A 25724-nucleotide genomic window follows, 5' to 3' on the forward strand; every position below is an offset into this window, starting at 1 on the left:
AGCCCCCAATTTTTAGCCGCTCCGCCCGCCCTAAATGCGACTGCTGCCCGGCGGCATCGTAGTTTTGGCCGCTCGCCGTTTTCTGCGCCATGAACCCTCCGCTTCCCATCCAGTTTGCCTACCGTCCCGACCTGGACCTGTTCACGGCGCGTTGGCTCACTTTTCACACCCACAGCACAGAACGGTCCGAGTACGAGGCCGTGCTGCGAGCACCGGAAGCCCTGGGCACACCGCACTGGCTGTTTGACGTACGCCGCCGCCCCACCACCAACGCCGACGCCGCCCGCTGGGTCACCACCGACTGGCTGCCCCGGGCCGCCGCCCTGGTGCGCCCGGCTCACCTGCGCCTGGCTTTCCTGGTAGCGCCCGTGCGGGCCGAGAACCTGCGCGCCGATGATGAGCTGCGCGCCGTGATGGAAGCGGCCTACGCCGCCACCGATGCCTTTGCCCTGCGCACTTTCACCGATGAGGGCGCGGCCGTGGCCTGGCTGCTGGGCCAGCTGGCCTAGCCGATTTGCGAGGTAGCGTTTCCCTTTCCGGCGGGCCGCCACAGGAAATCAACAGGAAGGCCGCCGATTATTGTCCGGTTATCATTCCAACTTGCTGATGAAAAAAATCGCGGAAATCACCCTGCTCTTCTGGATAATGAAGATTTGTGCCACCACGCTGGGCGAAACTGCCGGCGACCAGCTGGCCCAGACCATGAAGGTGGGCTACGGCACCAGCTCGGTTATTTTGCTGGGCTTTTTTGTGGTGGTGCTGGCGGGGCAGCTGGCCGTGTCGCGCTACATTCCGGCCCTGTATTGGGCCACCATTCTGGCCACCAGCACGGCCGGCACCACCATTTCCGACTATATGGACCGCACCCTGGAGCTGGGCTACGCCACCGGCTCGCTGATACTGGTGACCCTGCTGGGGCTGGTGCTGGGCCTGTGGTGGCTGCGCGAAAAATCCCTGTCCGTCACCGACATCAAAACCCGCACGGGCGAGGTGTTCTACTGGGCGGCCATTCTGGTGTCGAACACGTTGGGCACGGCGCTGGGCGATTTCCTGGCCGATGATTCCGGGCTGGGTTTTGGGGGCGGGGCCCTGCTCATCGGCGGTGCGCTGGCGGTGCTGGTGCTGGCGTATTACTTCACCGGGATTTCGCGGGTGCTGCTGTTCTGGGTGGCGTTTGTGCTCACGCGGCCGTTTGGGGCCACGTTTGGCGACTTGCTCACCAAGCCGGTGGCCAAAAACGGGCTGGGCTTCGGCACCCAGGGCTCCTCGCTCATCCTTTTCGGCCTGCTGGTAGCGCTGGTGCTGTACGAAACCTTCCGCAAGCAGCCGGAGGCCGGGGTTGAGCCCGACCGCCTCGCGCCCCGCTAGGCCGTGCCGCCGGGCCGGTTGCGCAGCGCTCGGGCCATCATTTAGCCCGTAGTATACGTACAGGCCCCCAAAGCCCGCCTTATGCTCCCTCGCCCGCAGCCGCCGCTCCCTTCTTCCTTCGATGCCGATGAGCGCCTGCGCTGGGTCGAGCGCGTGGCCCGGCTCATGGACAGCCAGTTCCGGCTGCCCGGCACCCGCTTCCGCTTCGGCCTCGACCCGCTGCTGGGGCTGCTGCCCGTGGTCGGCGACCTGTCCACCACTGTGGTTTCGGTAGCGTTGCTGATGACCATGTTCCGGCACGGGGCCAGCGGGGCCGTGGTGGTGCGCATGGCCCTCAATATCCTCATCGATACCGTGGTGGGCGGTATTCCCATCCTCGGCAACGTGTTCGATTTCGCCTACAAAAGCAACGAGCGCAACGTGGCCCTGTTGCGCCGCCACTACGCCGAGGGCCGCCACAGCGGCAGCGGCCGGGGCCTGATAGTACTGCTGCTGGTGGTGCTGGTGGCCGTGGTGGGGCTAGTGGGCTGGGGCAGCGTGGCGTTGCTGCGCTGGGGCTGGCATTATTTCAGTTAAGAGTTAAGAGTTATGGGTTGGGGGCTGGGCGATTTTAACTCCTAACTGCTAATTCTTGACTCACAATTTCCCTGTGCCCAGCCAGCGTGCCACCGGGTAGCGGTTGTGGCCGGGCTCGTGGTAGGCCGAGTTCAGGTACACCCACTCCAGCTGGGCGGGGCCGTTGGCGGCGAAGGCGGCGTTATCTTTTTTGAGCTTTTCGAGGCGCTCGCGTAGGGCGGGGTCGCGGCGCAGCAGGTCGGCGGCCAGGTCCTCAAATACGTAGTCGGAGTAGTGCTCCTTCTGCTGCAGCACGCTATCGAAAAAGCCCCAGGCGAAGAACGAATCGGTGGCCTGCGGCTCCAGGGTCTCCATGAGGTAGCGGGTGGGCGCGGCTTCATTCAAATAAACCACCAAATCGCCGGGGTGGAAAGTGACGGTTTCTGGCCGGGTTTGCAGGCGCACCTGGCTGTGCACGTAATGGCCCTCGAAGGGCCGGGGCGTGGTTTTGAAATCCTCGAAATAATAGACTTCCACTGGCGCGGTCACCTCGCGGGCCAGCGGCTCCAGCGTGGCCCCGTTGCGGCGCAGGCGCTCGGCCACCTCGGTCCAGGCTTTGGGGATGATGTAGGCGGTGGGCCGGCTGGCGGTGGTGGTGGGTTTGAAGGTATTGAAGTACTGCACCGGCCGGGTGAAGGGCGCGGCGCGGTCGTAGTACAGGCGCGGCTGGCCGCTCACTTCGCTGGGCTTCATCTTGCCCTCGTAGCCCCGGAACTGCACGGTTTCGGGCGTGCTTTCATCCAGCGCCCAGGTGAGGGGGAAGGCGGTTTGGGTGGCCATGTCGGCGGTGGCTTTGGCGCGGGCGGCGGCCAGGGCGGGGGCCTGCTGCCCCACAGTTTCGAGCATGGTCAGCAGGAAATCATAGGTGGAATGCACGCGGGGCGCGAAAGCCTTGAGCATGTGCGTCTCGGGCATGAAGCCGATGGTGTTGAACAGCGCCGCGTAGCCGGTGGAGTAGCGCGGCGTTTCGAGGAAAGCCCGCAGGCCGCTCTCCGGGGTCTGGCCTTCAAAGTCGACGTAGGGCGTCATCGGCCACTTCTTTTTCTCCATACTCTTATACAAAGCAGGCAGCATCTGCCCCTGCAGATAAGTGCCCAGCGCCGGGGCCAGCTTGCTGTGCTGGGTGGCAATGAGCGTCATGGTGTACTGGTAGTCGGCCCCATTCGACGTGTGCGTTTCCACAAACACATCGGGCTGCCACTTCTGAAACAGCGCCGCGAAGGACTGCGCGTTGCGCGATTCCTGCTTGATGTAGTCGCGGTTCAAATCCAGGTGCCGCGCATTGCCCCGGAAGCCGTAGGCGGCCGGCCCGTTCTGGTTCACGCGGGTGGTGGAGTTGCGGTTCAGCATCCCATCAATGTTATACACCGGCACGATGACCACCGTCACCTGTTCCAGCAGCTTCGCCAGCGACTTCTGCTGCATCATATCCCGCGCCAGCATCATGCTCGCGTCGATGCCCTCCGGCTCGCCGGGGTGAATGCCGTTCTGGATGAACAGAATGCGGCGGTTTTTGCGGCGGGTGCTGGCCGGGTCGGCATCGCCGTCGGCGCTCAGCACTACTTCGTGCAGCGGCAGGCCCGCGTCGGTCGGGCCGGCCTCGGCCAGGTGCAGGTGGGTGGGATAGGCGGCGGCCAGCTTCTGGTAGTAGGCGAGGCACTCGGCGTAGGTGGCCGTGGTGTTGCCGGCTGGGTCGTTTTCAAACGGCGTGCGCCAGGCCGGGGCGGGCGCGGGCAGGGTGGGAGCGAGGGTCATGAGCGAAGCAAGGAGAAAGGCGAACATAGCTGCAAAGGAACGGTTAGAACGGGGACGTGAGAACAAAACTCCCTTCCTTACCAAGGAGGGGACGCTTGCGCGAAGCGCAAGCTGGGGTGGTTGTAGGCGTTGGAATACGCTCGAACGAAACCCGAACGAAACCCGCCGCCCGTCGTTCAACGCCCCAACCACTCCCGTCCGCGCTTCGCGCGAACATCCCCTCCTTGGTAAGGAGGGGAGTTTTTTCGCCCAGTTTCTCCCTCCACCTACCTTTGCCCAACCCCAAACACCCTTTGCCTATGTCCGCCGCCCTCCCGCGCCCCCTCATCCTCGTCTCCAACGACGACGGCATCACCGCCCCCGGCATCCGCCACCTCGTCGAAGCCATGGTGGCCCTCGGGGCCGAAGTTGTCGTTGTTGCCCCCGATTCGCCGCAGTCCGGCATGGGCCACGCCATCACCATCGGCCACGCCCTGCGCCTCACCAAAAATCCGGTTTTTGGGCCCGAAGTAGATGCATACGAGTGCTCCGGCACCCCAGCCGACTGCGTGAAAATTGCCAAGCATTACGTGCTTAAAGACCGCACGCCCGACCTCGTGGTGTCCGGCATCAACCACGGCTCCAACGCCTCGGTAAACGTGCTGTACTCAGGCACGATGTCGGCCGCCATTGAAGCTGCGATTGAAGGGCTCCCCGCCGTGGGCTTCTCCCTCTGCGAGTACGGCCCGAACGCCGATTTCTCGCACGTCGGCGAGTGGGTGACCCAGGTGTGCCGCCACGCCCTCGACCACGGCATTCCCGCCGGCACGGCCCTCAACGTGAACATCCCCAAAAACTCTGATACGCCCATTGCCGGCCTGCGCCTGGCCCGCCAGGCCCGCGCCAAGTGGCAGGAGGAGTTCGACCGCCGCCTCGATCCCTACCAGCGCCCGTACTACTGGCTGGTGGGCCAGTTCGTGAACCTCGACCCCGGCACCGATACCGACGAGTGGGCCCTGGCCAACAACTACGTATCCATCGTGCCCTGCAAGTTCGACCTCACCGCCGCCCACGGCCTGGACCACCTCAGCGAGCGGTGGCAATTGCCGCTGCCCGAAACGCAGGTGGTGGCCACGCCGCCCCAGCCCGTGCCCTCGGAAGACTACGGCGTGGCCAACCAAGAGTAGCCAAGCCCATTTTAAATAACAAAGCCCCGGCTAATTAGCCGGGGCTTTGTCATGAACGGGTAGTGCGGCTTTGCGCAGTTTGGTGGGTGGAGGCCGGTGGTCCGCTACCGGCCGCACCATTTTGGGCGGCATGGGCGCGGTGGTCGATTTGCGCACCACCACCGGCGAGGTGGTTTGGGTGGGCAGGGGCAGGGCGCTGCGGTGCAGGGCCACTACCTCAGTTCCCAGAGCTACTATTAGCACCAGCAGCAGGCTACCAAGCAGGAGTTTGAGCAGAGTACGCACGGAAAGTTGAATAACTGCCCGAAACTACTAGTACCCCTATGAAGCCGGCATGAACCCCACCGGCAAGTTGGCGGCGGGCTGAAAATCGAGAATAAACGCCGTGCCCCGGCCCACTTCCGACTCGGCCCGCAGCGTGGCCCCGTGGAAGCCCGCAATGGTCTGGGCAATGGGCAGCCCTAGGCCGTAGCCCTCCGGCGAGCCGGGCGCGTTGGAATTGAAGCGCCGAAACCGGTCGAACAGGTACGGAAGGTTTTCCGGCGAGATGCCGGGGCCGGAATCTTCCACCCGCAGCGTGTAGCCGCCGGTGGGCAGGGGCCGGCCCAGCACTCGGATGCTGCCGCCCTCGCGGTTGTACTTGATGGCGTTGGAGAGCAGGTTGCGCAGCAGCGTGTGCAGCAGGCTGGCGTTGGCCTGGGGGCGGGTGTCGTCGCCGGTGATGTCCACTTCTAGGGTGATGTCGCGCTGCTGGCGGCGGTCGTCCAGTTCCTCGGCTACCTCGGCCACGACGGTGCTCAGGCGTACGGATTCGTTGCGCAGGTACTGCTCGTTTTCGATGTTGGCGATGAGCAGCAGGGTGCGCACGGTATTGCGCAGGCGGTAGAGCGTGCGCTGCGATTCCACGATTTGCTGGGCGTGCGCCTCGGGCAGGGTGGGGTCCTGCAGCATGTTCTCGAAGCGCGATTGCAGGATGCTGGCCGGTGTGAGCAGCTCGTGGCTCACGTTGCTCATAAACTCCCGCTCCTTGGCGAAAGCCGACTGCACCTGCCGCATCAGCGAGTTCAACCGGTCATCGAGCCGACGAAAGTCAGTAGTATCAGTATCAATGGGTTCAAACTGAAAATCCGACGGCTGACGAATGCCCCGCAGCTTGCGAATAGTCAGCTCGCGCAAAGGCTCCAGCAGGTAGTGGGCAAAGGCCGCATCGGACAGCACGGTGAGCAGCGAGGCCGCCACCAGTACCCACAAGGCCAGGTTGCGCAGCGTGCCCGTCAGCAGTTCCACCGTCTCCAGCGATGAGCCAATCTCAACCCGAAACGCGGGCTGATTCGGGGCCTGGGCGGGCCGCGCAAAGCTCAGAATCCGAAAATCCTCCACCTGCTGGTCCACCTGCCGGGGCTCCTCAAAAATGTGCTCGGGCGGCAGGGCCTTGCCGGCGGGCAGCGGCGTGAGGGTGATGTATTCCTGCTTGAAGATGTTGTAGTCGGCGTAAGTCTCGGCCCGCTCGCCGCGTTCGAACGCCTGCAGGCCATCGCGAGCAATGAGGGCCAGCACCTGCTGCTTTTTGGCGCGCAGGTGCAGGTCGGTGTGCGCCACGGCTACGCGCTGCACGATGGGCGGAATCACCAGCGCCCCCAGCAGCACCAGCAGCAGCTTGGACAGGGCATTGAACAGGGCAAGCTTGGCTTCGAGACGCATGGTTTTCGGTTGTCATTGCGAGTGGAGCGCAGCGGAACGCGGCAATCCGTCCTGTAAAAGTCAGACACTTTCTGAAAACGACAAGCCCCGGAACTGTGCGGTGCCGGGGCTTGTCACATTATTTGGTTGGTCGCTGAGAAAAGGACGGATTGCTTCGCTCCGCTCGCAATGACAGGCGTTTAATTTTACTCCGCTGCCCGGTACCCAATCCCGCGCACCGTCTCCAGAAAATCAGCCGAGGCGAACTGGGCCAGCTTCTTGCGCACGTTTTTGATGTGCACGTCGATGTAGTTCGAGTCGGAATCGTCTTCGAGCACGTTGCCCCATAGGTGCTCGCCGAGCTGCAGGCGCGTGAGCACACGGCCCCGGTGCAGCAGCAGGTAGTGCAGCAGGTCGAACTCCTTTTTGGTGAGGGGCACTTCCTGGCCGCCGTGGCGCACGATGCGGGCATTGGGGTCCATGCTAAAGCCTTGGCCGAAGGTAATTTCCGGGCGCTTGAGGTTGAACTTGCGGCGCGTGATGGCCTGCATCCGGCTGGTGAGTTCCAGCAGCGAGAAGGGCTTGGGCAGGTAGTCGTCGGCCCCGAGGTCGAGGCCGCGAATGCGGTCGTCGAGCGCGCCGCGCGCGGTGAGGATGATGAACGAGGCCTCCTGGTTTTCATTCAGCCGGGCTTCGCGGAGCAGGTCGAGGCCGTCGCCGCCGGGCAGGCCCAGGTCGAGCAGCACGAAGTCGTAGCTGCTCACGTACAGTTTTTCCGACGCCTCGGCGTAGGTGTAGGCCGAGTCGACCAGGTACTGGGCTTGCAGCAGAAACTGCCGCATTTCCTGGTGCAGGCTTTTTTCGTCTTCGATGAGCAGAACGTGCATGAAGGGGATTGGGGGTTGAGGTGCGGGGAGAAGGGCTTTGCGGCGGCGAGCGGCCGAAAGGTCCGGATTCCGTCAGCAACATACGGCATAGCCGTCTGAACAGCACATGAAGCCGTCCCAAATTCAACCCTTATTCCCAATTACGGCGTAATTTGCTGAGCACATTCACCGTCTTTTTCCTTTCCAATGACTCAGCGTTTCTCCTTATTAATGTGGCTGATGGCCGGCCTGGCCGCTTTCGCCGGCCCTTCCGCCGCTCAGGCCCCGGCCGCGACCAAAGTCAAAACCAAAATCAAGCCCGTGGTAACCACGATATATATTGTGCGGCACGCCGAAAAAGATTCGACCTCCGACCGCGCCGACCCCACGCTCTCGCCCCTGGGCCAGACCCGCGCCCTGGCCCTGCGCCAGACGCTGCTGCGCCACCACCCCGCCGCCCTGTTCACCACCGACACCAAGCGCACCCGCGCCACCCTGGCCCCGCTGGCCGAAGCCCTGAAACTGGAGCCGCAGACCTACGACCCCAAACGGGGCCGCGACCTCGCCGACCGCATCCTAAAAGAATACGCCGGCAAATCGGTGGTTATCGTGGGCCACTCCAACACGGTTTTATCACTCATTGATGATTTCGGGGCCACCCCGCCGGTGGAAGAAATCGGCGAGCACGACTACGAATACCTATTCACGGTGCGCGTGGCGGAAGGCCTCATGCCCACCGTGGACATGCGCGGCTACGGCCCCGAGCGCCGTCCGGGCATCAAACTGGGCAAGGCTGCACCCATGGTGCCGGCCACGCCGGTTAAATAGCCATCGCCAATAACCGAATCGGTAAAAATGAGCAAGGCCGTAATCCTTCGCCGCGTTGCGGGAGGAGTTACGGCCTTGTTAGTTATTGGCGGCTGGTACGGCCGCCACAGCGTTTCTCCGGCTTAAAATAACCGGTGCCGCACCCCACAATGGCCCGCTGCCGTACTTTCGCCCACGCCCGGCCACTACGGTCGCGGCTTCAGGTCGTCGCTCTATGCATTGTCACGTTAAAAAAATGCTGGTTTTGGCCGGCGCATTGTTGGTAATCAACGCTCCAAGTGAAGCGCAGTCGCACAGAAAGAACAAGGCGGTACCCGCGTCCGTTGCTGCGGCAAAATCCGACCAGACCGACTCGCTGGCGCTGCGCAAAATCTTCGATGAAGCCCTGCTGCGCGGCGAGAGCTACGAAAATTTGCGCTACCTCACCGGCAATATCGGGCCGCGTTTGTCGGGCTCGCCGCAGGCCCAGATGGCCGTGGAGTGGGGCAAGGCCACCATGGAAAAAGCCGGTTTCGACCGCGTGTATTTGCAGGAGGTGATGGTGCCGCACTGGGTGCGCGGCGGCAAGGAGCGCGGCGAAATCATTGGTAATAAGGACAAAGGCGTGCGGGTGCCGGTGTGCGCCCTGGGCGGCTCGGTGAGCACTGGGGGCAAGCTGAAAGCCGGCGTGGTGGAAGTGCACAGCCTGGAGGAAGTGAAAAGCCTGCCCGAAGCGGCTGTGAAAGGCAAGTTCGTGTTCTATAACCGTCCCTTCAACGATGCCCTCATCGAGCCGGGCGCGGCCTACGGCGGGGCCGTGGACCAGCGCGCCAACGGGGCCATCGAAGCCGCCAAGCGCGGGGCCGTGGGCGCCCTAGTGCGCTCCATGACCAGCGCCCGCGACGACAACCCACACACCGGCACTATGCGCTACGCCGAGGGCGTGACCAAAGTGCCCGGCGCGGCCCTCAGCACCAACGCCGCCGACAAGCTCAGCCAGCTCCTCAAGGCCAACCCTGACCTGCAATTCGAGTTGGAAATGGAGTGCATCACCCTGCCCGAGGAAAAAAGCTATAACGTAGTGGGCGAAATCAAGGGCAGCAAATTCCCGCAGGAAATCATCACCGTGGGCGGCCACCTCGACTCCTGGGACCTCGCCCAGGGCGCGCACGACGATGGCACCGGCTGCGTACAAAGCATTGAGGCTCTGCGCCTGCTCCGCGCCGCCGGCTTCAAGCCCGAGCGCACGCTACGCGCCGTGCTCTTCATGAATGAGGAAAACGGCACTCGCGGCGGCAACGAATACGCCCGCCTCGCCGCCCAGAATAAGGAAACCCACCTCGCTGCCATCGAGTCGGACGGGGGCGGGTTCACGCCGCGCGGCTTCACCGTGGAGGGCGACCCCGCCACCGTGGCCAAGCTGGCCCGGCTGGCGCCACTGCTGGTACCTTACCACGCTGCCGACGTAACGGCCGGCCACTCCGGCACCGACATCGAGCCCCTGCAAGCCGCCGTGCATCCCAAAGCCCTCATCGGATACAAGTGCGACTCGCAGCGCTACTTCGACATCCACCACACGGCTGCCGACACCTTTGATAAAGTGAACCGCCGCGAGCTGGAGCTGGGCGGGGCCAGCATGGCTTCCTTAATTTACCTTCTGAGCAAGTACGGCTTGTAACAGACACTAAGGGACAGCCCAACGAAACGGCCCCACCCGCGCAAGCAGGTGGGGCCGTTTCGTTAGGCTGATAATCAAGCTTAATTCTGATTCAGAATCGAGAACAGCTCGTCCAGCTTGGGCGTCAGGATGATGTCGGTGCGGCGGTTCAGGGCCTTGTTGGCGGGAGTGTCGTTGGCGGCCAGGGGCAGGAACTCGGCCCGGCCCGAGGGCGTGACCTGGGCGGGGTCCATGCCGGCGGAGGTGAGCAGGCGGGTGATTTCGGTGGCGCGCATCACGCTCAGGTCCCAGTTGTCGCGGGCCCCGCTGGCGGTGGTGCCTTTGATGGGCACGTTGTCGGTGTGGCCTTCCACCAGCACATTCACGTCTTTATTGTCCTTGAGGGCGGTGGCCAGCTTGCGCAGGGCATCCTGGCCCTTGGGGTCTACTTTGGTCGAGCCCGATTTGAAGAGCAGCTGCTCGGAGAGCGACACATACACTTTGCCGTTTTTCACGCTCACCTGCAAATCTTGGGCGTTGAAGCCCAGCAGCGCGTCCGAAACGCGCTGGCGGAGGGCTTTGGTGGCGGCGTCTTTCTGAGCCAAGGCATTCTGAAGCTCGGCGATGCGGGCAGTTTTGCTTTGCAGGTCGGCCTCTTTGCTTTGCAGGTCGGCATTTTTGTTTTTGATGTCGGTTTCGGCATCGCCCAGGTTCTGGTTCAGCTGGTTGACCTGCTGGTTTTTGTTGAGCAGCGAGTTGCGCAACTCTTCCTCGTTGCGGGCTTTGGCCGAGGCCAGGGCACTTTTTTCCATCGCGAGCTGGTCGCGCGATTTGGTGAGCTCGGAGTTCTGCTGTTGCAGGGCCGCAATTTCTTTCTGGTTGCAGCCGGGCAGAGCCAGCAGCGTGGCACCTAGTAGCAGGGTGGGGAAGAGGCGAAAATTCATAAGAGCGAAAGAAAAGTAAAGAAGTCAATTAGACCTCAAAATGGTCCAGCCTTAAAACGGAGCCCGCTGGCAAGGGTTATCTTTGGCGAAATACTATGCACTTTTCTCCTTTAGTTACTACCGTTTGGAAGCGGATGGGGCCAAGCCGCCGGGCTGCCAGACTGGTGCTCTCCCTGCTGGGCGCGACCGGGCCGGTGGCTGCTATGGGCCAGCCCGGTACTTCGCTGCCTGAAAATCAACACCCCTCGGAGCGCTACTGGGTGACGCTGCGCGACAAAAGCGGCGTGCGCTTCGACCCGGCGCGGTACTTTTCGCCCGCCGCGTTGGCCCGCCGCACCCGCCAGCACTTACCGGCTTTTGATGCCACTGACCTGCCCGTGCGGCCCGATTACGTGGCCGCCATCACGGCGCGGGTGGATACCGTGACGCTGGTCAGCCGCTGGTTTAATGCTGTAGCCTGCCGTGCTACGCCCGCGCAGGCCGCCGCGCTGCGGGCGTTGCCCGGCGTGGCCAACGTTGAGGAATGGCCGCTGCGCAACGTTGAAATAGCCGCTCATTACTCCACCAACTCATCAGTCCTCCTGCCCGCCAGCTCGCCCAAGCCCATTACGGCCAACGACTACCTGCTGGCCCGCCGCCAAACGGCCCACCTCGACGGGGCGGCGCTGCGAGCCGCCGGCCTGGCCGGGCACGGGATGCGGATTGCCGTGTTCGACGTGGGCTTTCGGGGGCTGCCGGAGCATCCGGCGTTTCGGGAGCTGATGGCGGGCAAGCGCATCGTGGCCACCCATGACTTTCTGAGAAACCGCGACGACGTATTCATCGGCGGCAGCCACGGCACCGAGGTGATGGGCTGCCTGGCCGGCCGCCTGCCCAGCGGCTTCAGCGGTTCACCCGGTCTCGCGCTGGGCCTTGCGCCGGATGCGGAATACCTGCTGGCCCGTACCGAGCAGCTGCACCGCGAGAGCTACGCCGAGGAAGAAGCCTGGCTGGCCGCCGTGGAATGGGCCGACCGCCTCGGGGCCGACATCATCAATTCCTCGCTGGCCTACACCGAGCAGCGCTATTTCCCCGAGCAGATGGACGGCCACCGCAGCCTCATTGCCCGCGCCGCCAACCTGGCCGCCCGCAAGGGCGTGCTGGTGGTGAGCGCCGCCGGCAACGACGGCGACGACGACTGGGTCCGCATCGGCACGCCCGCTGATGCGGACTCGGTGCTGGCCATCGGCGGCCTCGACCCCGAAACCGGCCTGCACGTCGATTTCAGCTCCTACGGCCCCACCGCCGACCGCCGGCCTAAGCCTAATCTGGCGGCGTTTGGCATCGTGCTCACCACCACGCCGGGGGGCGGCTACGAGCGGCTGGAAGGCACCTCGTTCGCCTCGCCGCTGGTAGCGGGCTTTGCGGCCTGCCTGTGGCAGCAGCACCGGGAACTCACGGCCATGCAGGTGTTTCAGGGGCTGGAAAAATCGGCCGAGCTGTATCCTTATTTTGATTACGCTCATGGCTTTGGGCGGCCCCGTTTTGCGCACTTTGCGCCTGCGCATGCGGCAGTTTCTACTGTGCCCACGTTCGATTTTGTGCCCCGTGATAGCCTGATTGCCGTCATCATTCGTCCCGAGGCTGCGCTGCGGTCGGCCGAAATGCTGCCCCTCATGGCCGACCAAAGCGAACCCGTACTACCCGCCGCCACGCCCACTCCGGAAGCCAAAAGCCCCGCCGACAACGTGCCCCGCGTGGGCCGCGAGCAGCCCGTGGCTCCCAGCCCCGCGCCGCTGCCCGAGCCCAACTACCCGGCCTACCTCTACTGGAACCTGGCCGACCGGCGCGGGGTATTGCGTCGCTACGAAACCCGGGCCGTCACGCAGCGGCTGGTGGTGCAGGTGCCGCGCCGCTTCTTCAGCGGGGGCAACGTGCTGCGCGTTCATTTCAAAGGCTATACGGCCACGTATTCAGAATAATGCAGCCCGCGAAATTGAACAGTCAATTGAAACCGGCAGGAGCGAAGCGCCGCGGGCTAATGCTGCTGGGCTTGCTGGCCGGCGCGTTGCCCGCCGCCCGCGCCCAGCAGGTGCTGGTGCAGGCCAACGTGGCCGATGACACCGTGAAAACGACTTTTGGTCCCAACCGGCGCTACTTTGGCCACGCGTATTTCGGCTACGGCTTGCTGGCCGGCCCGGCCAGAGCAGGTGCGGCCGTGCGCTACGGGCTGGGCTCGGCCGAGCTGCGTGGCGGCGGGCGGCTCAAGTTTCGGTTTAGTCAGGCATTGGCCTTCAATGCCGATTTGGGCTATACTTACCAACGCTATAACCTGGCGCAGAACGGTCAAAAACTCGTGCCAAGCCCCAGCCTGCACCGCGAAGAAAGCCTGGCCCTGCACCAGCTGTATTCCGAGCTCAGCCTGCGTCTGAACTACGGCCGCCGTGGCAATGCCGTGGGCCGCTACTTCGACCTGCTGGCCGGCGGCGGCTGGGTGGCCGCCACCTCCCACAGCACCGAAGACGAACCCGCTCCAGGCATCGGCTCCGTCGAAACCACCGAGCATGGCCTGCCTTACCTGCGGCGCTGGTGGGGCGGGGTGGGCGGGCGCGTGGGCGTCGACCGCTACGCCCTCACGGCGCGCTACCGGCTGTCGTCGGTGTTTGGGCCCGGCTACGCGGCCTGGCCCGAATTGCCCCGCTGGACGCTGGGGGTTGAAGTGGGCTTGTTCTGAGCAATGTGCCGCTGTCATTCCGACGCAGGAGGAATCTGAGTGAATTCGTACAACGGTTATCGTCAGATTCCTCCTGCGTCGGAATGACTGATAGTGCTCCAAAAGGCCGAAGTCAAACCCATTGCTGCGTATTTGCCGTAAAATCCCCCACGCTGGCCGCCCGTGTAGGTTTTCTATATAGCATCGGCTTCATTTTCCATCTTACCTTCGTGCATTGGGCCTCCTTCGGTCATGCTCCATTTTATGAAAATCAAACATCTTCGACTTTCTGCCCTGGCGCTGCTGGCCGCCGGTTTCACGCTCCAGCTGGCCTCCTGCGTGAGCACCGAGCGCGAGGTGAGCAGCGCTGCCACCGACCCCCGTTCTACTTACACGCCGCCGCCCGCTGGCAGCCGCGTGCGCGTGAGCGGCAAAACGGTGCTCAACACCGTGAGCGCCACCCACTCGTTTTCGGACCCGGCCACCAAGGATAATTTTATTTTGCAGCTGCGCGGCCCCCGCGTGCTCACGGCCCAGGCCCACCTCATCGTGACCAGCAGCACCGGCGATACGTTGCGCCACGAGGTGCTGCCCGCCCGCGCCCTGCTTAGCCACACCGACATTGCCGACCCACAATCGGCCAGTGTGCGCGACCAGGAAATCGCCATTTTGCAGGGCATGAATAACTTCTTTGCCGATGCGCATTTCATGCAGCCGGCTATCCCGGCCGGCAGCGAGCAGCCCGCTGAGGTAGATGCCAAAACCTGGTCGGCCCTGCGCGAAGACCCTGCCACCGTGGGCTTCGACTATACCGGCGCGGGCGGGGCCGAGCGCCGCATGGCCTACGTTCGTAAGTTACGCAAAGCCGTGGTTATTAGTCAGTAATAGGTATTGTCCTAATGCTGTGCTTCGGCTAGCCGCCGAGCCATTTAGTACGGCGGCCTCCCATCTGCTTCAATTTCCCATTACTTGAATCATGAAATTCCTTCTTTCTTTTGCTGGCGTACTGGTCGCCATTCTGCTGTTGCTGAAATTCTTTCCTTCGGCTCCCATTAACCCCGTGCTGCCCGTGCCCCAGGGCCAGCAGGAAGTAAACGGCCACGATTCTGAAGTGCCCAAAGGCGCGGGTGCCGAGGGCGAGGGCGAAGAGGAGGACGGCGAAGCCCCCGGTAACACCAGCATTGCCCCGGCCACTCCCGGCCAGACCTACGGTGCGGCCATCACGCCTGCCGGCGCGTTGCCCATGAGCGCCCTCGCTACTGCTCTCGGCAGCCGCGATTCGGCGCAGGTGAAGGTGGTGGGCAAGGCCACCGCCGTGTGCCAAGCCAAAGGCTGCTGGATGACCTTACCCACTGCCGACGGCCAGCAGATGCGCGTCCGTTTCCGCGACTACGCCTTTTTCGTGCCCAAAGACCTCAGCGGCCACACCGTAGTGGTAAGCGGCTGGGCGCACCGCGAAACGGTGAGCGTGGCCGACCAGCAGCACTACCTGCGCGATGCCGGCAAGCCCGAGTCGGAAATCGCCGCCATCACCCAGCCCAAACAGGAGCTGAACTTTATGGCCGACGGTGTTCTGGTGCAGAATTAGCGGTTAGTCCCTGACCCTGATAACAGTAGAAAAGCTGCCCAGTCGGGCGGCTTTTTCTGTTTTATCGCTTGTTTTGGCGCGCCGCCGTAGCTTGCGTGTCTTGTTATAATTGACTTCGATTTGCCGCGTCCGGCACTCCCGCCATGCCCGATACTCCCGCCATTCAGCACCGCATTCAGGCCCTCACCGAGCAGCTGCACTACCTCAACCACCAGTATTACCAGCTCGATATTTCCGAAATTCCCGACCAGGAATTCGACCAGTTGCTGGCGGAATTGCAGCAGCTCGAAGCCGCGCACCCCGACCTGGCCCTGCCCAACTCGCCCACCCGGCGCGTGGGCGGCACCATCACCAAGCAGTTTCCCACGGCGGTGCACCGCTTCCCCATGCTCAGCTTGGGCAATACCTATTCCGAAGACGACTTGCGCGAGTTCGACGAGCGGGTGCAAAAGGGCTTGGAGGGCGCGCCCTACGCTTACGTCTGCGAGCTGAAAATTGACGGCGTGGCCATGAGCCTGCGCTACGAGCACGGCCAGCTGACCCAGGGTGTGACGCGCGGTGACGGCACCCGCGGCGACGTGGTGACGGCCAACGTGCGTACCATCAGAACCCTGCCACTGGCCCTGCGCCCCGGCCCCGACCAGCCCGACGACTTCGAAGTGCGCGGCGAAGTTTTTCTGCCGCTGCCGGTATTCGAGGAGCTGAACGCCGAGCGCGAGCAAAATGGCGAAGCCCTGTTTGCCAACCCCCGCAATGCCGCCAGCGGCACCCTCAAGCTCCAGAACTCGGCCCAGGTGGCGGCACGAAAGCTGCGGTTTTATGCCTACTCGCTACTCACGCCCGGCCGCCATTTCGCTAGCCACAGCGCCGCCCTGGAAGCGCTAACTCAATACGGCCTGCCCGTTTCTGACACATGGCGTCGGGCCTCCAACATCGAGGAAGTGCTGGATTTCGTGCACTACTGGTCCAAAAAGCGTTTCGACCTTCCCGTAGCCACCGACGGCATCGTCATCAAAGTTGACAACCTGCGCCAGCAGGACCAACTGGGCTACACCGCTAAAAGCCCGCGCTGGGCCATCGCCTACAAGTACCCCGCCGAGGCCGCCCGCACCCGCCTCAACGACGTGCTCTACAACGTGGGCCGCACCGGGGCCGTGACGCCAGTGGCCGTGCTCACGCCCGTGCCGCTTGCTGGCACCGTGGTGAAGCGCGCCACCCTGCACAACGCCAACCAGATTGAGCTGCTCGACCTGCGCCTCGGCGACCTGGTTTACGTGGAGAAGGGCGGCGAAATCATCCCCAAAATCACCGGCGTGGACCTCGCTTCCCGGCCCGCCGATGCCGTGCCCATCCAGTACCCTACGGCGTGCCCGGCCTGCGGCACGCCGCTGGTGCGGCCCGAGGGCGAAGCCCATTTCCGCTGCCCCAACGAGCGTGGCTGCCCGCCTCAGCTCAAGGCCCGGTTGGAGCATTACGTGTCGCGTAAAGCGCTTAATATCGATGGGCTCGGAGCCGAAACCGTGGGCCGTCTATTCGATTTAGGCATGGTGAAAACCCCCGCTGACATCTACGACCTGCCCGCCCGCCGGCCCGAATTGGTGACGCTGGAGCGCCTCGGCGAAAAGAGCATCGACAACCTCATTGCCGGCATCGAAGCCAGCAAGCTGGTGCCGTTTCCGCGCGTGCTGTTTGGGATGGGCATTCGTTACGTGGGCGAAACCGTGGCCCAGAAGCTGGCCGCCCACTACCGCAGCATTGATGCGCTGATGGCCGCCACCGCCGAGGACATGGCCGCTGTGCCCGAAGTGGGAGGTGTGATTGCCGTGGCCGCCGCGCACTGGTTTCAGCAGCCCGAAAACCGGGAGCTGGTGGAGCGTCTGCGCCAGGCCGGCGTGCAGCTGGAAGTAACCGGCGAAGCCCCCGTGCCCGCTTCCGACCGACTGGCCGGCCTCACGTTCGTCATCTCGGGCGTGTTCGAGCAGCACAGCCGCGAGGAATTGCAGCACCTCATCACCTCCAACGGCGGCAAAATCACGGGTTCCATCAGCAAGAAGCTGAGCTACCTCGTGGCCGGCGACAACATGGGCCCCGCCAAGCGCGAAAAAGCCCTGGGCTTTAAAGTCCCCATCATCTCCGAAACCGACCTGATGGGCATGCTGCCCGCCGCCGATGCTGGAGCGCCCGAAGAAGCTGCCGCCGCTACCGAAGCACTGGTGCCGCCCGCGCCCGCTGCGGCGGGGCCGGGTCAGCAGGGCTCCCTGTTCTAGCCCGAGCGGCCGGGGAAATTAGTAAAAAGCAGTAGGAAGACCGAAACCCGTATATTCAGCTTGGTTCGATGCAAATAATTCGGCTAAGTTTTTGTCTATGGGCTGAAATACCGACCTTTGACCTCCATTTTCCCATCCATGCGCGCACTTCTTCTTTTTGCATTCCTCTTGGGCCAGGCCATTTGTGCCCCTGCATTGCGGGCGCAGTGTGTTTCGCTGGCCGACCTGCTGGCCATTGGAGCCGAGCCGACGGCTCTAACGTCGCCCAAAGTGGTGACGGACCACCTCACTTTCGAGTGGACGTACGTCGGCCCTACCGCCACCGTGCGTGAGGCGGCCTGGACATTCGTGCCCTCCGGCAGCACCGCCCCCTCGGCCCGCCTGCAAATGCGCGCCCAGCGCCCCGGCCAGGACGTGGTGTTGAAAACCACCCAGGCCAGCTGCGTGCGCGAGCTGAACCGCGAGCTCAAAAGCCGCAAGCTCACCGCCCAGCCCGTAACCTGCCCCAGCTGCGAAGCCGTGCGCTATCAGGGTCCCGACTTCGAAGCCACCATCTACAGCCAGATGAAGGGCGAATTTCCCTTCGTGATAGTGGTGCACCAGGTGCCGCCCGGTATGCCGCCCGCCGCCAGCGGCACCGGCGGCGTGAAAGCTCCGTGAGTTTTATGTAGGGTGCGGGGCTTGCCCCCGCCCGTCGGTCGCACCGTTCCAACGATTCCATTCAACGACGGGCGGGGGCAAGCCCCGCACCCTACTTCGTTTAATCACAAAAAAGCCCCGTCAGCAATTGACGGGGCTTTTTTTGTTGGGTAATCCAGCTCGCTTAGAACGACTGCACGATGTTATTGCGCAGCGTCTTGGGGCTCCAGTAGCCGCTGGCGATGATGCGGCGGATGGTGAACATGGGGTCCTGCTGGTCGCGCTTTTCGGCCAGCGAGAAGGCGGCCACGAAGCCGCGCTTCTTCAGCTCGGGGAAGGCCTGGGTGTTCCACAGGCCGAAGGGATAGGCGAAGTAGTTGATTTTCTTGCCCGTGATTTCTTCCAGCGTTTTGGTGGGCTTGTCGATTTGGGTTTCCCAGTCTTTGCCCTGGTATTTCTTCACGTTGTGGTGGTCCCAGGTGTGCGAGCCGATGATGTTGCCTTCGTCGGAAAGCTGCTTCACCATGGCTTTGGTCATGTAGTGGGGGCGGCCCAGGCTCACGGTCATCACGAAGTACATGGCCTTGTAGCCGTACTGCTCCAGCGTGGGCCGGGCAATGGTGAACTGGTCGAGGTCAGTGTCATCAAACGTGAGCATGATGGGCTTGCTCGGCAGCTTGGCCCCGGTGGTCATGTAGGCGTAAAGCTGGTCGGGCGAAATGGTGTGGTAGCCCGAGTCGGCCAGCATCTTGATGTGGGCCTTGAAGGTGGCAATGGGCGTGATGTAGTCCTTGGCACCCTTCGAGTCGCGGGCCGTCCAGTCCCGAATCTGGTGGTAGCAGAGGATGGGCACCTGCGGCCGGGCCAGAATGGCAGCTGCGTCGCCAGCCTTGCTGGCCGGGATGGAGCTGGGGGCCGGGGCGGGCGTGGCGTTGGCCTCGTCGGTAGCGGTGGCGCGGGTGCCGGAGGTTTCGGCGGCGGCGGGGTCGGCGGCCGAGTCGGCGGGAGCGGCCGAAACCGTGGCGTTGCTGTTGGCAGCTTCGCCGGTGGTGGCGGTTTTAGAATCGCAGGCGGCCACGGCGAGGGCTGCCAGCAGGAGGGAAGCAGAAGAGAATTTCATTGTAACACGCACGAAGCCGGGCTTCGCAACTTGGGGGAATAAGGGGATGAATTCAATTTAGGGTAAGCACAGCACATCATGCAGTAAGCACGTCATGCAGAGCGCAACGAAGCGGGCAAGATGTTTCGCTGCGCTCTGCATGACGTTCCTGTAAACAATACCGAAACAATGCCAGCGCCGAATAGCAGCCCTACCTGCTACTTTTGCAGCCCACAAAACTAACTCCCAAACTCCCGGCATGAACAAATCTGGCTCCCGTCTTCCCGCGTTTCATGGCACGGGCGTGGCCCTGGTCACCCCCTTCACCCCGGAACAGGCCGTGGACTATGCCGGCTGGCGCCGCCTGCTCGATTTCTGCATCGAGGGTGGCGTTGAGTACCTCGTGGTGAACGGCACCACCGGCGAGTCGCCCACCACCACGGCTGCCGAAAAAGTTGAGCTGCTGCGCGTAGCCGTTGAGCACGTGGCCGGCCGCGTGCCGCTGGTCTACGGCATTGGCAGCAACGACACGGCCGCCGCCGAAGAAGCTCTGCGCACCACCAACCTCAGCGGCGTGGCCGCCATCCTCTCGGCCAGCCCGGCTTATAACAAGCCCAGTCAGGCCGGCATCATTGCCCACTACACGCGCCTGGCCGATGCCAGCCCGCTGCCCATCATCCTCTACAACGTGCCCGGCCGCACGGCTTCCAACCTCACCGCCGAAACCACGCTGCGCCTCGCCCAGCACCCCAACATCATCGGCATCAAGGAAGCCAGTGGCTTTATGGAGCAGTGCATGGCCATCGCGGCCCGCAAGCCGAAGGACTTTCTGCTGCTCTCCGGCGATGACATGCTTACGCCCGCCCTCATTGCCTGCGGCGGCGAAGGCATCATTTCGGTGCTCGCCAACGCCTTCCCCAAACGCTTCGCCGACCTCACCCGCGCTGCGCTGGCCGGCGATTTTGCCGCCGCCCGCGAGGGCCTGTTCCACCTGCTGCCCCTCAACCCGCTCATGTATGAGGAAAGCAACCCCGTGGGTGTGAAAGCCGTGCTCGAAGCCCTGGGCGTGTGCGGCGCGGCCGTGCGCCTGCCGCTGCTGGAAGCCACCGAGGGCCTGAAAGACCGGATTCGGAAGGCGCTGTAAGGCCCGTGCCGGGGCCCTCGAAGCCCCGGCACGGGCGTGCAACGATACAGCGGAATTCAGAAACAGGACAGTACCGACGTGCAACGATACACAGGGGTTCAAAAATAGGACAACGCCTCGGTGCAGCTATACACAGTATTCTGAAATGCGAACAGCGTCTTGGTGCAACAATACATCATGGTTCAAAATCAGGACAGCGATTAGTTCCCACTATACACCGGGATTCAAAATTAGGACAGCGAGTAGTTCCTGCTATACATCGGGCCTGTTAAAGGATACACCGCGCCGTGCCCACGATACAGCGGGGAATAGTTGCGATACAAAGTTCCGTCCGTTTACCGCACCTCCGGCCCGGCAAGGGATTCGGTGGCGCGGCGCTCGCCGGCCACCACTAGGAAGCCGTAGCCGAAGACGAACAGGTTCAGGCCCAATTGTAAGTCCAGTGGCGCATCGACCAGCATGCTGGTGGCCTGCATCAGCATGAAGAGCCCGATGGCGGGCTGCCGCCGTGCCCAGGGCCGGGTGAGGGGCCAGCCCATCACGGCTAGCAGCAGGGCCAGGCCCACGATGCCGCCGCCCACCATGGCTTGCAGAAATTGGTTGTGCACCTCGATGCGGTTTTCAGGCCGTAGGCCGAAGCCCTGCCAGTCGTACTGGTTCATCATGGCGGCGCGGGCATCGGCCGGGGCCACGCCCACCAGCCAGTGCTGGGCAATGACGTGGCCCGCCGTTTCGATGGCCGCCAGCCGGCGCGACAACGAATACTCGTTGATGTCGTGCCCCTGGGTGAACTGTTCAATGTCCCATTGCGTGGCCTGTACCCGCTGCTGCACCGATTTCAGCCCGTGGTGCGCCGCCCACGGCCCCAGCACCAGCAGCGCCAACAGGCCTAGGCCCAGTGCCAGGTGGCGGCGCAGCAACAGGCGCACCACCACGGCAAATAAAGCCGTGTAGAAAACCAGCAGGCCCGTGCGGTAGGCCAGTACGTGCAACGTGATAACTGCAGTCGCCGCCGCCGCCAGCAGCGCCCCGCGCAGCAGCCGCCCCGCCAGCGCCTCGCGGCGTAGCAGCAGCCCCCAGTAGCAGCCCAGGGCCAGCATCACCCCAAACGAGATGTGGAAAATGTGGGTGAAAGTCGGCATGTTCTTCCCAAAAATGATGTCCTCGTTGGCCGAGGTAGGGTTTTGCCAGTATTGCACCACGGTAACCAGCCCCAGGGCCGCCACGCCCAGTACAAACGTGCTGCCCACCGCCAGGCGCTGCCCCCGCGTGAGGGGCACGGCCAGCGTGAAGGCCAGCGGCACCGCCAGCCAGGTCAGGTCGCGGAACAACTCGTGCCGCCACACCAGCAGCTCCGTGGTGTAAAAGCCACTTATCAGCAGAAAAACCACCACGGCCGCCGCCCGCATGGCCGCCCCGTTCCGGAAATAGCCGGGGATGGCCTGCCGCAGCTGCGGGTTGGCCAGGGCCGCCACCACGCCCACAATGGGCGCAATGGCAATCAAAGCCCGGGAAGCCAGCAGGCCCGCAATGCCCGCCAAACAAGCCAGCAGCAGCAGATACTGCGAGAGCCGGCCGGATAAATAATGCTGCACGAAAGAGATAAGGAGAAGGAAACAGGGATAATGCTAAGGACCAATTACCAGCCGCTGGCCAGCACATCGGCCACGTGCAGGCACTTCAACGGCAGCTTCTCCTTTTTAATATAGGATTCGAGGTGCATGAGGCAGCTCACGTCGGTGCTCACAATGAAGTCGGCCCCGGTGTCGAGGGCGTGCTCCACTTTCTGCTGGGCCATGGCCACCGAAATGGCTTCAAACTTCACCGCAAATGTGCCGCCGAAGCCGCAGCAAGTGGTGGTTTCGGCCATTTCGAGGCGCTCCAGGCCGGCCACGGCATCCAGCAGCTGGCGTGGCTGGGCCCGCAGGCCGCACTCGCGCAAGCCCGAGCAGGAGTCGTGGTAGGTGTACTTGCCGGCCAGCCGCGCCCCCGGCACGGCCGTGATGCCCAGCACATCGACCAGGAATTCGGTCAGCTCGTACACGCGGCCCTGCACGCCCTGGCAGGCAGCCTGCTCGGGCCGGCCCGCGTACAAATCGGTGTAGCTGTTGCGCACCATGCCCACGCACGAGGCCGAGGGGCTCACGATGTAGCGCTGCTGGTCGGTGGCGGGGGCGGCGAAGTCGGTGAGGAACTTGTCGGCCACAGCGCGGCTCTGGTCCACGTAGCCGGCGTTGTAGGCCGGCTGGCCGCAGCAGGTTTGGTTGGGATTGTAGTTGACTTTCACGCCCACCCGCTCCAGCACGCGCACCATGTGCATGGCCGTGGCCGGGTAAAGCTGGTCGACGAAGCAGGGGATGAAAATATCGACGGTGGTCGGCATCAGCACGAAGTTTTAATGAAACCCAAAGACCTGACCTGCGGCCGCCCGGGCCTCCCCAAACGCCGCCAGGTCCAGTCCCGAATCTACTCCCTTTTCGGCCAGAAAAGCCAATAAATTCTCAGTAGCCATGTTGCCTGTCAGCTCATCGGCCGCCATCGGGCAGCCCCCGATGCCGCCAATCGCGCCATCGAAACGGCGGCATCCAGCCGCATAGGCGGCGGCCACTTTCTCGTGCCAGCTGGTGGGCGTGGTATGCAAATGCGCCCCGAACTCAATGGCTGGGAAGGCCGGAATCAGGGCTGAAAACAGCGGCTCAATAGTAGCCGCCGTGCTGGCCCCAATGGTATCGGACAGCGCCACGATGCGAATACCCAGCGCCGCCAGCTTACTGGTGAAATCGGTCACGATTTCCGGGTTCCAGGCATCGCCGTAGGGATTGCCGAAGCCCATGGAGAGGTAGGTAACCAGCGTTTTGCCATGCTGCTCGCAGCGCTCGTGCATGGCGGCTACCTCGGCCAGTGCTTCGGCCGGGCTCTGATTGGTGTTGCGTCGCTGGAAGGTTTCAGAAACGGAAAGCGGAAAGCCTAAGTAGCTGATTTCTGGATGTTGCAGGGCTGCATCGGCTCCGCGCAGGTTGGCCACGATGGCCAGCAGCTTGGTGCGGGTGGCGCTCAGGTCGAGGCCGGCCAGCACTTCGGCCGTGTCGCGCAGCTGCGGAATGGCTTTGGGCGACACGAAGGAGCCAAAGTCCAGCGTATCAAACCCCACTTGCAGCAGGGTGTTGAGGTAGGCGGTTTTGGTGGTGGTGGGAATGAAGTCGGGCAGGCCCTGCATGGCATCGCGCGGGCATTCAATTAGCTTCATGGGCAGCAGGAGTGAGGGGGCGGATTTGGGGAGGCCCCAAAGGTAGTCGCCCACGCCGCCGTGGGCCGTACGCTACCGCAGTTTGCTCAGCACCCGGCTTTGCAGCAGCTGGCCGTGGCTATCATAATAATCGGTTTTGATAAGGCCGACGGCGGGGTCGTAGTAATCGACCTGCCTGCCGCTGCTTTTCACCTTCAGGCCGGGCTGCGGCGTGGTAGATTGCACGTATTGGCTCGCCACCGGATAGCAGCTGAACGTGCCGGCCGGCACCGTCACCAGCGTCGGGGCCAGGTCTTTCCGGACTTGCATAAGTGTGGCGTCCAGTTTGGCCTTCGCCGCGCTGCCCAGCTGGGCTACTGCCCCGGCCGGGGCAGCGGTGGCTTTGCCCTCCGCATCAAGCAGCTCATATTGAAGATTCCGGCCTTCGGGCAGGCTCGTCGCAGAAGCATCGCCGGCAAATGGGCCACTGGGCTCAAACGTCAGGTCGGCAATGTCGGCGATGCGGGGAAAGCGAGTGGCTTCTTTGGAAAGCTGGGCCTGGGCGGGAGCCGAAATCAACAGCGAAATGGCCACCGCGGGCAGGGCGCGGATAATTGGAAAACGCATTGGACGAGAAATAATGATAGCAGTCGGAGGGGCTTTACGCAGGATTCCAGCGCGGCGGATGAAGTAGCAACTCTGGCCTGCGCATTGCGTTAGCAGGGGCAAAGGTCGTACTTTCGGCCGGCCAGCCCGCTTTAACGGGCGTTTTGACCCCTCGGTTTTCACCATCCATCTGCTGTTTTTATGCCTGATTCCTCCTCTCCCAACTGGGCCGATATGGCCGCCTCGCTGCTCGGCAAGCTCTCCGGCGGCGTCGAGCTAAGCTGCGCCTTCGACCAGATGGAGCTGCAAGTGCCCAACCCACAAAACCCCAACGCCCCCGCCGCCACTTGGAAGCTGAACGGCTCGCTGCGCATCCGCACGCGAGGCGACCAGCCTGCCTCGGCGCCGCAATTGCCCACCAGCAGCACCCCCAATCCCGGTGCCTAGCACGCTCGAAATCGAAGCCCAGCTGGTCATCAACTGGAATGGCCACGCCTTGCAGCTGGCCGCCGCCGGTACCTACCTCATCCTGAACATCCCCAGCCAGCAGGTGCTCGACGAGCTCACGGCCGGCCCGCCCAAGCCGCCGGGCACCCCCAAAGCTCCCAAATCCAGCGGCCCCGACCCGCTCCAGCAAATCAACGACCTGGCCCGGCAGCTGGGCTGGGTGCTTGACCTGCGCGTGGGCGGCAAAACCTACGTGACCTTCGGCGTGCAGCGCACCCCCAAAATCACGCTCAATGCCGTGCTGGGCAAGATTGGCTCGTTCTTCAAGTAGGGCGCAACTTTCGGGCAAATCCGGCTGGTTGTGCAACTAATTATCACGGCGTTAGTTTTGGTAGTATCCCCTTTGGTGCTACCCCATGAACTCCGAATTCGAACGCAATAAGCAGGTTGGAGCGCGACGAAACCCGTCGTCGTTTGGCCGGATTGAGCGCCTGCCGCCGCTGCTGGTGGCGGGCTACCTGGCCATGGTCGCCATCGCCATCATGTTCCTGATGCTGGTGGCGGCCTACGTGACCACCCGCCTGCGCAGCGGGGTGCCCACCGGGCTGCACGCGCTGCCCCGTTACTTTTCGCTCAGTACCATTGTGCTGCTCCTGAGCAGCTACACCATGGGCCAGGCCCGGCGCCTCTACGCCCAGGACGACCTGGGCAGCCTGGCCCGCTGCCTAGGGGCCACGCTGCTGCTGGGCTGCGTATTTGCCGGCCTGCAAGTGCTGGGTTGGCGCGATTTGATGACCCAGGGTGTGTTCTTTCAGGGCCTTACCAGCACCAGCAGCGGCCAGTTTATCTACCTCATTTCGGCCCTGCACGTAGCCCACCTGCTGGGCGGAATGCTCTTTTTGCTGGCGCTACTGCTGCGCGTAACCCACGCCGACCGTGACGCTGTGCGCTCGCTTGTGTTCATTCGCAACCCCTATCATCGCCGACAATTACAACTCATGGGCACCTACTGGCACTTCATCGACGTGCTGTGGGTTGCGCTGTTTGCCGTCTTTCTTTTCATGTATTGAAATTGAAATTGCCGGGCATTGACTGTTGATTTTCAACGCGAAGGGCCGCTCCATCTGGAGCGGCCCTTCGCGTTGAAAATGGGTTGGT

The 25724-nt window shown here is 63.3% G+C and carries 26 protein-coding genes; 16 read left to right on the forward strand and 10 right to left on the reverse strand.

Features of this window, described 5'->3' with window-relative positions:
- Positions 1 to 89 precede the first annotated feature (89 nt).
- From ACYU70_RS02645 to ACYU70_RS02655, 3 genes are all read left to right on the forward strand, one after another.
- Entirely contained in the window at positions 90 to 509 is a 420-nt protein-coding gene (locus ACYU70_RS02645) for a hypothetical protein (RefSeq protein ID WP_342298291.1), read from the forward strand.
- A gap of 97 nt (positions 510 to 606) precedes the next feature.
- Positions 607 to 1368 carry a COG4705 family protein gene (locus ACYU70_RS02650; RefSeq protein ID WP_342298289.1) on the forward strand — a complete coding sequence of 254 codons (762 nt, stop codon included), beginning with the start codon at positions 607 to 609 and terminating at the stop codon, positions 1366 to 1368.
- 81 nt (positions 1369 to 1449) lie between these two features.
- The gene (locus ACYU70_RS02655; RefSeq protein WP_342298287.1) at positions 1450 to 1944 is read left to right on the forward strand and encodes a DUF4112 domain-containing protein; all 495 of its coding nucleotides are present in this window, start codon (positions 1450 to 1452) and stop codon (positions 1942 to 1944) included.
- Positions 1945 to 2004: 60 nt separating this feature from the next.
- Here the strand turns inward: ACYU70_RS02655 and ACYU70_RS02660 are convergent, their stop codons facing one another.
- On the reverse strand, positions 2005 to 3738 hold the full coding sequence (locus ACYU70_RS02660; RefSeq protein WP_342298286.1) for a M14 family metallopeptidase: 1734 nt from the start codon (positions 3736 to 3738) through the stop codon (positions 2005 to 2007).
- A 299-nt stretch (positions 3739 to 4037) separates the two neighbouring features.
- Between ACYU70_RS02660 and surE the strand changes: the two genes are divergently transcribed.
- Positions 4038 to 4904 carry a 5'/3'-nucleotidase SurE gene (gene surE, locus ACYU70_RS02665; RefSeq protein WP_342298285.1) on the forward strand — a complete coding sequence of 289 codons (867 nt, stop codon included), beginning with the start codon at positions 4038 to 4040 and terminating at the stop codon, positions 4902 to 4904.
- Between the two features lie 30 nt (positions 4905 to 4934).
- Here surE and ACYU70_RS02670 read toward each other — a convergent pair whose 3' ends face one another.
- The 3 genes from ACYU70_RS02670 to ACYU70_RS02680 all read right to left on the reverse strand — a co-directional run bounded on the left by ACYU70_RS02670 (position 4935) and on the right by ACYU70_RS02680 (position 7471).
- Complete coding sequence (locus tag ACYU70_RS02670; RefSeq protein ID WP_342298284.1) at positions 4935 to 5189, reverse strand: hypothetical protein; 255 nt, start codon at positions 5187 to 5189, stop codon at positions 4935 to 4937.
- A 36-nt stretch (positions 5190 to 5225) separates the two neighbouring features.
- The gene (locus ACYU70_RS02675) at positions 5226 to 6605 is read right to left on the reverse strand and encodes a sensor histidine kinase (protein ID WP_342298283.1); all 1380 of its coding nucleotides are present in this window, start codon (positions 6603 to 6605) and stop codon (positions 5226 to 5228) included.
- Positions 6606 to 6790: 185 nt separating this feature from the next.
- On the reverse strand, positions 6791 to 7471 hold the full coding sequence (locus ACYU70_RS02680; protein ID WP_198068200.1) for a response regulator transcription factor: 681 nt from the start codon (positions 7469 to 7471) through the stop codon (positions 6791 to 6793).
- A gap of 186 nt (positions 7472 to 7657) precedes the next feature.
- Between ACYU70_RS02680 and ACYU70_RS02685 the strand changes: the two genes are divergently transcribed.
- Both ACYU70_RS02685 and ACYU70_RS02690 read left to right on the forward strand, forming a co-directional pair.
- Positions 7658 to 8278, forward strand: coding sequence for a phosphoglycerate mutase family protein (locus tag ACYU70_RS02685; RefSeq protein ID WP_342298281.1), 621 nt, complete (start codon positions 7658 to 7660; stop codon positions 8276 to 8278).
- A gap of 235 nt (positions 8279 to 8513) precedes the next feature.
- A complete protein-coding gene (locus ACYU70_RS02690) occupies positions 8514 to 9935 on the forward strand; it encodes a M28 family peptidase (RefSeq protein ID WP_342298279.1) in 1422 nt (473 codons plus the stop codon).
- A gap of 80 nt (positions 9936 to 10015) precedes the next feature.
- On the opposite strand, the gene ACYU70_RS02695 is transcribed toward ACYU70_RS02690, so the two are convergent.
- A complete protein-coding gene (locus ACYU70_RS02695; protein ID WP_342298278.1) occupies positions 10016 to 10858 on the reverse strand; it encodes an OmpA family protein in 843 nt (280 codons plus the stop codon).
- A 164-nt stretch (positions 10859 to 11022) separates the two neighbouring features.
- Here ACYU70_RS02695 and ACYU70_RS02700 point away from each other — a divergent pair, with 164 nt between their 5' ends.
- The 6 genes from ACYU70_RS02700 to ACYU70_RS02725 all read left to right on the forward strand — a co-directional run bounded on the left by ACYU70_RS02700 (position 11023) and on the right by ACYU70_RS02725 (position 18065).
- A complete protein-coding gene (locus ACYU70_RS02700) occupies positions 11023 to 12819 on the forward strand; it encodes a S8 family serine peptidase (protein ID WP_342298276.1) in 1797 nt (598 codons plus the stop codon).
- Between the two features lie 59 nt (positions 12820 to 12878).
- Complete coding sequence (locus ACYU70_RS02705) at positions 12879 to 13571, forward strand: hypothetical protein (RefSeq protein WP_342298274.1); 693 nt, start codon at positions 12879 to 12881, stop codon at positions 13569 to 13571.
- 243 nt (positions 13572 to 13814) lie between these two features.
- On the forward strand, positions 13815 to 14435 hold the full coding sequence (locus tag ACYU70_RS02710) for a hypothetical protein (RefSeq protein WP_342298272.1): 621 nt from the start codon (positions 13815 to 13817) through the stop codon (positions 14433 to 14435).
- 91 nt (positions 14436 to 14526) lie between these two features.
- Positions 14527 to 15138, forward strand: coding sequence for a DUF4920 domain-containing protein (locus tag ACYU70_RS02715; protein WP_342298271.1), 612 nt, complete (start codon positions 14527 to 14529; stop codon positions 15136 to 15138).
- A 143-nt stretch (positions 15139 to 15281) separates the two neighbouring features.
- The gene (gene ligA / locus ACYU70_RS02720) at positions 15282 to 17405 is read left to right on the forward strand and encodes an NAD-dependent DNA ligase LigA (RefSeq protein WP_342298270.1); all 2124 of its coding nucleotides are present in this window, start codon (positions 15282 to 15284) and stop codon (positions 17403 to 17405) included.
- A gap of 138 nt (positions 17406 to 17543) precedes the next feature.
- On the forward strand, positions 17544 to 18065 hold the full coding sequence (locus ACYU70_RS02725) for a hypothetical protein (protein ID WP_342298268.1): 522 nt from the start codon (positions 17544 to 17546) through the stop codon (positions 18063 to 18065).
- Between the two features lie 163 nt (positions 18066 to 18228).
- Here ACYU70_RS02725 and ACYU70_RS02730 read toward each other — a convergent pair whose 3' ends face one another.
- Positions 18229 to 19164: a polysaccharide deacetylase family protein gene (locus ACYU70_RS02730; protein WP_342298266.1), complete on the reverse strand. Its 936-nt coding sequence runs from the start codon at positions 19162 to 19164 to the stop codon at positions 18229 to 18231.
- Positions 19165 to 19402: 238 nt separating this feature from the next.
- On the opposite strand from ACYU70_RS02730, the gene dapA reads away from it, so the two are divergent.
- Entirely contained in the window at positions 19403 to 20287 is an 885-nt protein-coding gene (gene dapA, locus ACYU70_RS02735; protein WP_342298264.1) for a 4-hydroxy-tetrahydrodipicolinate synthase, read from the forward strand.
- A gap of 335 nt (positions 20288 to 20622) precedes the next feature.
- On the opposite strand, the gene ACYU70_RS02740 is transcribed toward dapA, so the two are convergent.
- From ACYU70_RS02740 to ACYU70_RS02755, 4 genes are all read right to left on the reverse strand, one after another.
- Positions 20623 to 21882, reverse strand: coding sequence for an O-antigen ligase family protein (locus ACYU70_RS02740; RefSeq protein ID WP_342298263.1), 1260 nt, complete (start codon positions 21880 to 21882; stop codon positions 20623 to 20625).
- A 44-nt stretch (positions 21883 to 21926) separates the two neighbouring features.
- Positions 21927 to 22670, reverse strand: coding sequence for a (Fe-S)-binding protein (locus ACYU70_RS02745; RefSeq protein WP_342298262.1), 744 nt, complete (start codon positions 22668 to 22670; stop codon positions 21927 to 21929).
- A 12-nt stretch (positions 22671 to 22682) separates the two neighbouring features.
- Positions 22683 to 23534 carry a hydroxymethylglutaryl-CoA lyase gene (locus tag ACYU70_RS02750; RefSeq protein WP_342298261.1) on the reverse strand — a complete coding sequence of 284 codons (852 nt, stop codon included), beginning with the start codon at positions 23532 to 23534 and terminating at the stop codon, positions 22683 to 22685.
- 72 nt (positions 23535 to 23606) lie between these two features.
- Positions 23607 to 24140 (reverse strand): TapB family protein, encoded by a 534-nt coding sequence (locus ACYU70_RS02755; protein WP_342298260.1) that lies wholly within the window; start codon positions 24138 to 24140, stop codon positions 23607 to 23609.
- Positions 24141 to 24320: 180 nt separating this feature from the next.
- Between ACYU70_RS02755 and ACYU70_RS02760 the strand changes: the two genes are divergently transcribed.
- The 3 genes from ACYU70_RS02760 to ACYU70_RS02770 all read left to right on the forward strand — a co-directional run bounded on the left by ACYU70_RS02760 (position 24321) and on the right by ACYU70_RS02770 (position 25636).
- Positions 24321 to 24566, forward strand: a complete 246-nt coding sequence (locus tag ACYU70_RS02760) for a hypothetical protein (protein WP_342298258.1) — start codon at positions 24321 to 24323, stop codon at positions 24564 to 24566.
- Entirely contained in the window at positions 24559 to 24897 is a 339-nt protein-coding gene (locus ACYU70_RS02765) for a hypothetical protein (protein WP_198068216.1), read from the forward strand. Before ACYU70_RS02760 ends, ACYU70_RS02765 begins: the two co-directional genes overlap by 8 nt.
- Positions 24898 to 24982: 85 nt before the next feature.
- Entirely contained in the window at positions 24983 to 25636 is a 654-nt protein-coding gene (locus tag ACYU70_RS02770; protein ID WP_342298255.1) for a cytochrome c oxidase subunit 3, read from the forward strand.
- Positions 25637 to 25724 lie beyond the last annotated feature (88 nt).

It is taken from the genome of Hymenobacter segetis, from assembly GCF_054776495.1.

What these genes read in the sequence shown, in the direction of transcription:
- ACYU70_RS02645 (WP_342298291.1), top strand. Translation starts at nt 90, where the DNA reads ATGAACCCTCCGCTTCCCATCCAGTTTGCCTACCGTCCCGACCTGGAC.
- ACYU70_RS02650 (WP_342298289.1), top strand. Translation starts at nt 607, where the DNA reads ATGAAAAAAATCGCGGAAATCACCCTGCTCTTCTGGATAATGAAGATT.
- ACYU70_RS02655 (WP_342298287.1), top strand. Translation starts at nt 1,450, where the DNA reads ATGCTCCCTCGCCCGCAGCCGCCGCTCCCTTCTTCCTTCGATGCCGAT.
- ACYU70_RS02660 (WP_342298286.1), bottom strand. Translation starts at nt 3,738, where the DNA reads ATGACCCTCGCTCCCACCCTGCCCGCGCCCGCCCCGGCCTGGCGCACG.
- surE (WP_342298285.1), top strand. Translation starts at nt 4,038, where the DNA reads ATGTCCGCCGCCCTCCCGCGCCCCCTCATCCTCGTCTCCAACGACGAC.
- ACYU70_RS02675 (WP_342298283.1), bottom strand. Translation starts at nt 6,605, where the DNA reads ATGCGTCTCGAAGCCAAGCTTGCCCTGTTCAATGCCCTGTCCAAGCTG.
- ACYU70_RS02680 (WP_198068200.1), bottom strand. Translation starts at nt 7,471, where the DNA reads ATGCACGTTCTGCTCATCGAAGACGAAAAAAGCCTGCACCAGGAAATG.
- ACYU70_RS02685 (WP_342298281.1), top strand. Translation starts at nt 7,658, where the DNA reads ATGACTCAGCGTTTCTCCTTATTAATGTGGCTGATGGCCGGCCTGGCC.
- ACYU70_RS02690 (WP_342298279.1), top strand. Translation starts at nt 8,514, where the DNA reads ATGCTGGTTTTGGCCGGCGCATTGTTGGTAATCAACGCTCCAAGTGAA.
- ACYU70_RS02695 (WP_342298278.1), bottom strand. Translation starts at nt 10,858, where the DNA reads ATGAATTTTCGCCTCTTCCCCACCCTGCTACTAGGTGCCACGCTGCTG.
- ACYU70_RS02705 (WP_342298274.1), top strand. Translation starts at nt 12,879, where the DNA reads ATGCTGCTGGGCTTGCTGGCCGGCGCGTTGCCCGCCGCCCGCGCCCAG.
- ACYU70_RS02710 (WP_342298272.1), top strand. Translation starts at nt 13,815, where the DNA reads ATGAAAATCAAACATCTTCGACTTTCTGCCCTGGCGCTGCTGGCCGCC.
- ACYU70_RS02715 (WP_342298271.1), top strand. Translation starts at nt 14,527, where the DNA reads ATGAAATTCCTTCTTTCTTTTGCTGGCGTACTGGTCGCCATTCTGCTG.
- ligA (WP_342298270.1), top strand. Translation starts at nt 15,282, where the DNA reads ATGCCCGATACTCCCGCCATTCAGCACCGCATTCAGGCCCTCACCGAG.
- ACYU70_RS02725 (WP_342298268.1), top strand. Translation starts at nt 17,544, where the DNA reads ATGCGCGCACTTCTTCTTTTTGCATTCCTCTTGGGCCAGGCCATTTGT.
- ACYU70_RS02730 (WP_342298266.1), bottom strand. Translation starts at nt 19,164, where the DNA reads ATGAAATTCTCTTCTGCTTCCCTCCTGCTGGCAGCCCTCGCCGTGGCC.
- dapA (WP_342298264.1), top strand. Translation starts at nt 19,403, where the DNA reads ATGAACAAATCTGGCTCCCGTCTTCCCGCGTTTCATGGCACGGGCGTG.
- ACYU70_RS02745 (WP_342298262.1), bottom strand. Translation starts at nt 22,670, where the DNA reads ATGCCGACCACCGTCGATATTTTCATCCCCTGCTTCGTCGACCAGCTT.
- ACYU70_RS02750 (WP_342298261.1), bottom strand. Translation starts at nt 23,534, where the DNA reads ATGAAGCTAATTGAATGCCCGCGCGATGCCATGCAGGGCCTGCCCGAC.
- ACYU70_RS02755 (WP_342298260.1), bottom strand. Translation starts at nt 24,140, where the DNA reads ATGCGTTTTCCAATTATCCGCGCCCTGCCCGCGGTGGCCATTTCGCTG.
- ACYU70_RS02760 (WP_342298258.1), top strand. Translation starts at nt 24,321, where the DNA reads ATGCCTGATTCCTCCTCTCCCAACTGGGCCGATATGGCCGCCTCGCTG.
- ACYU70_RS02770 (WP_342298255.1), top strand. Translation starts at nt 24,983, where the DNA reads ATGAACTCCGAATTCGAACGCAATAAGCAGGTTGGAGCGCGACGAAAC.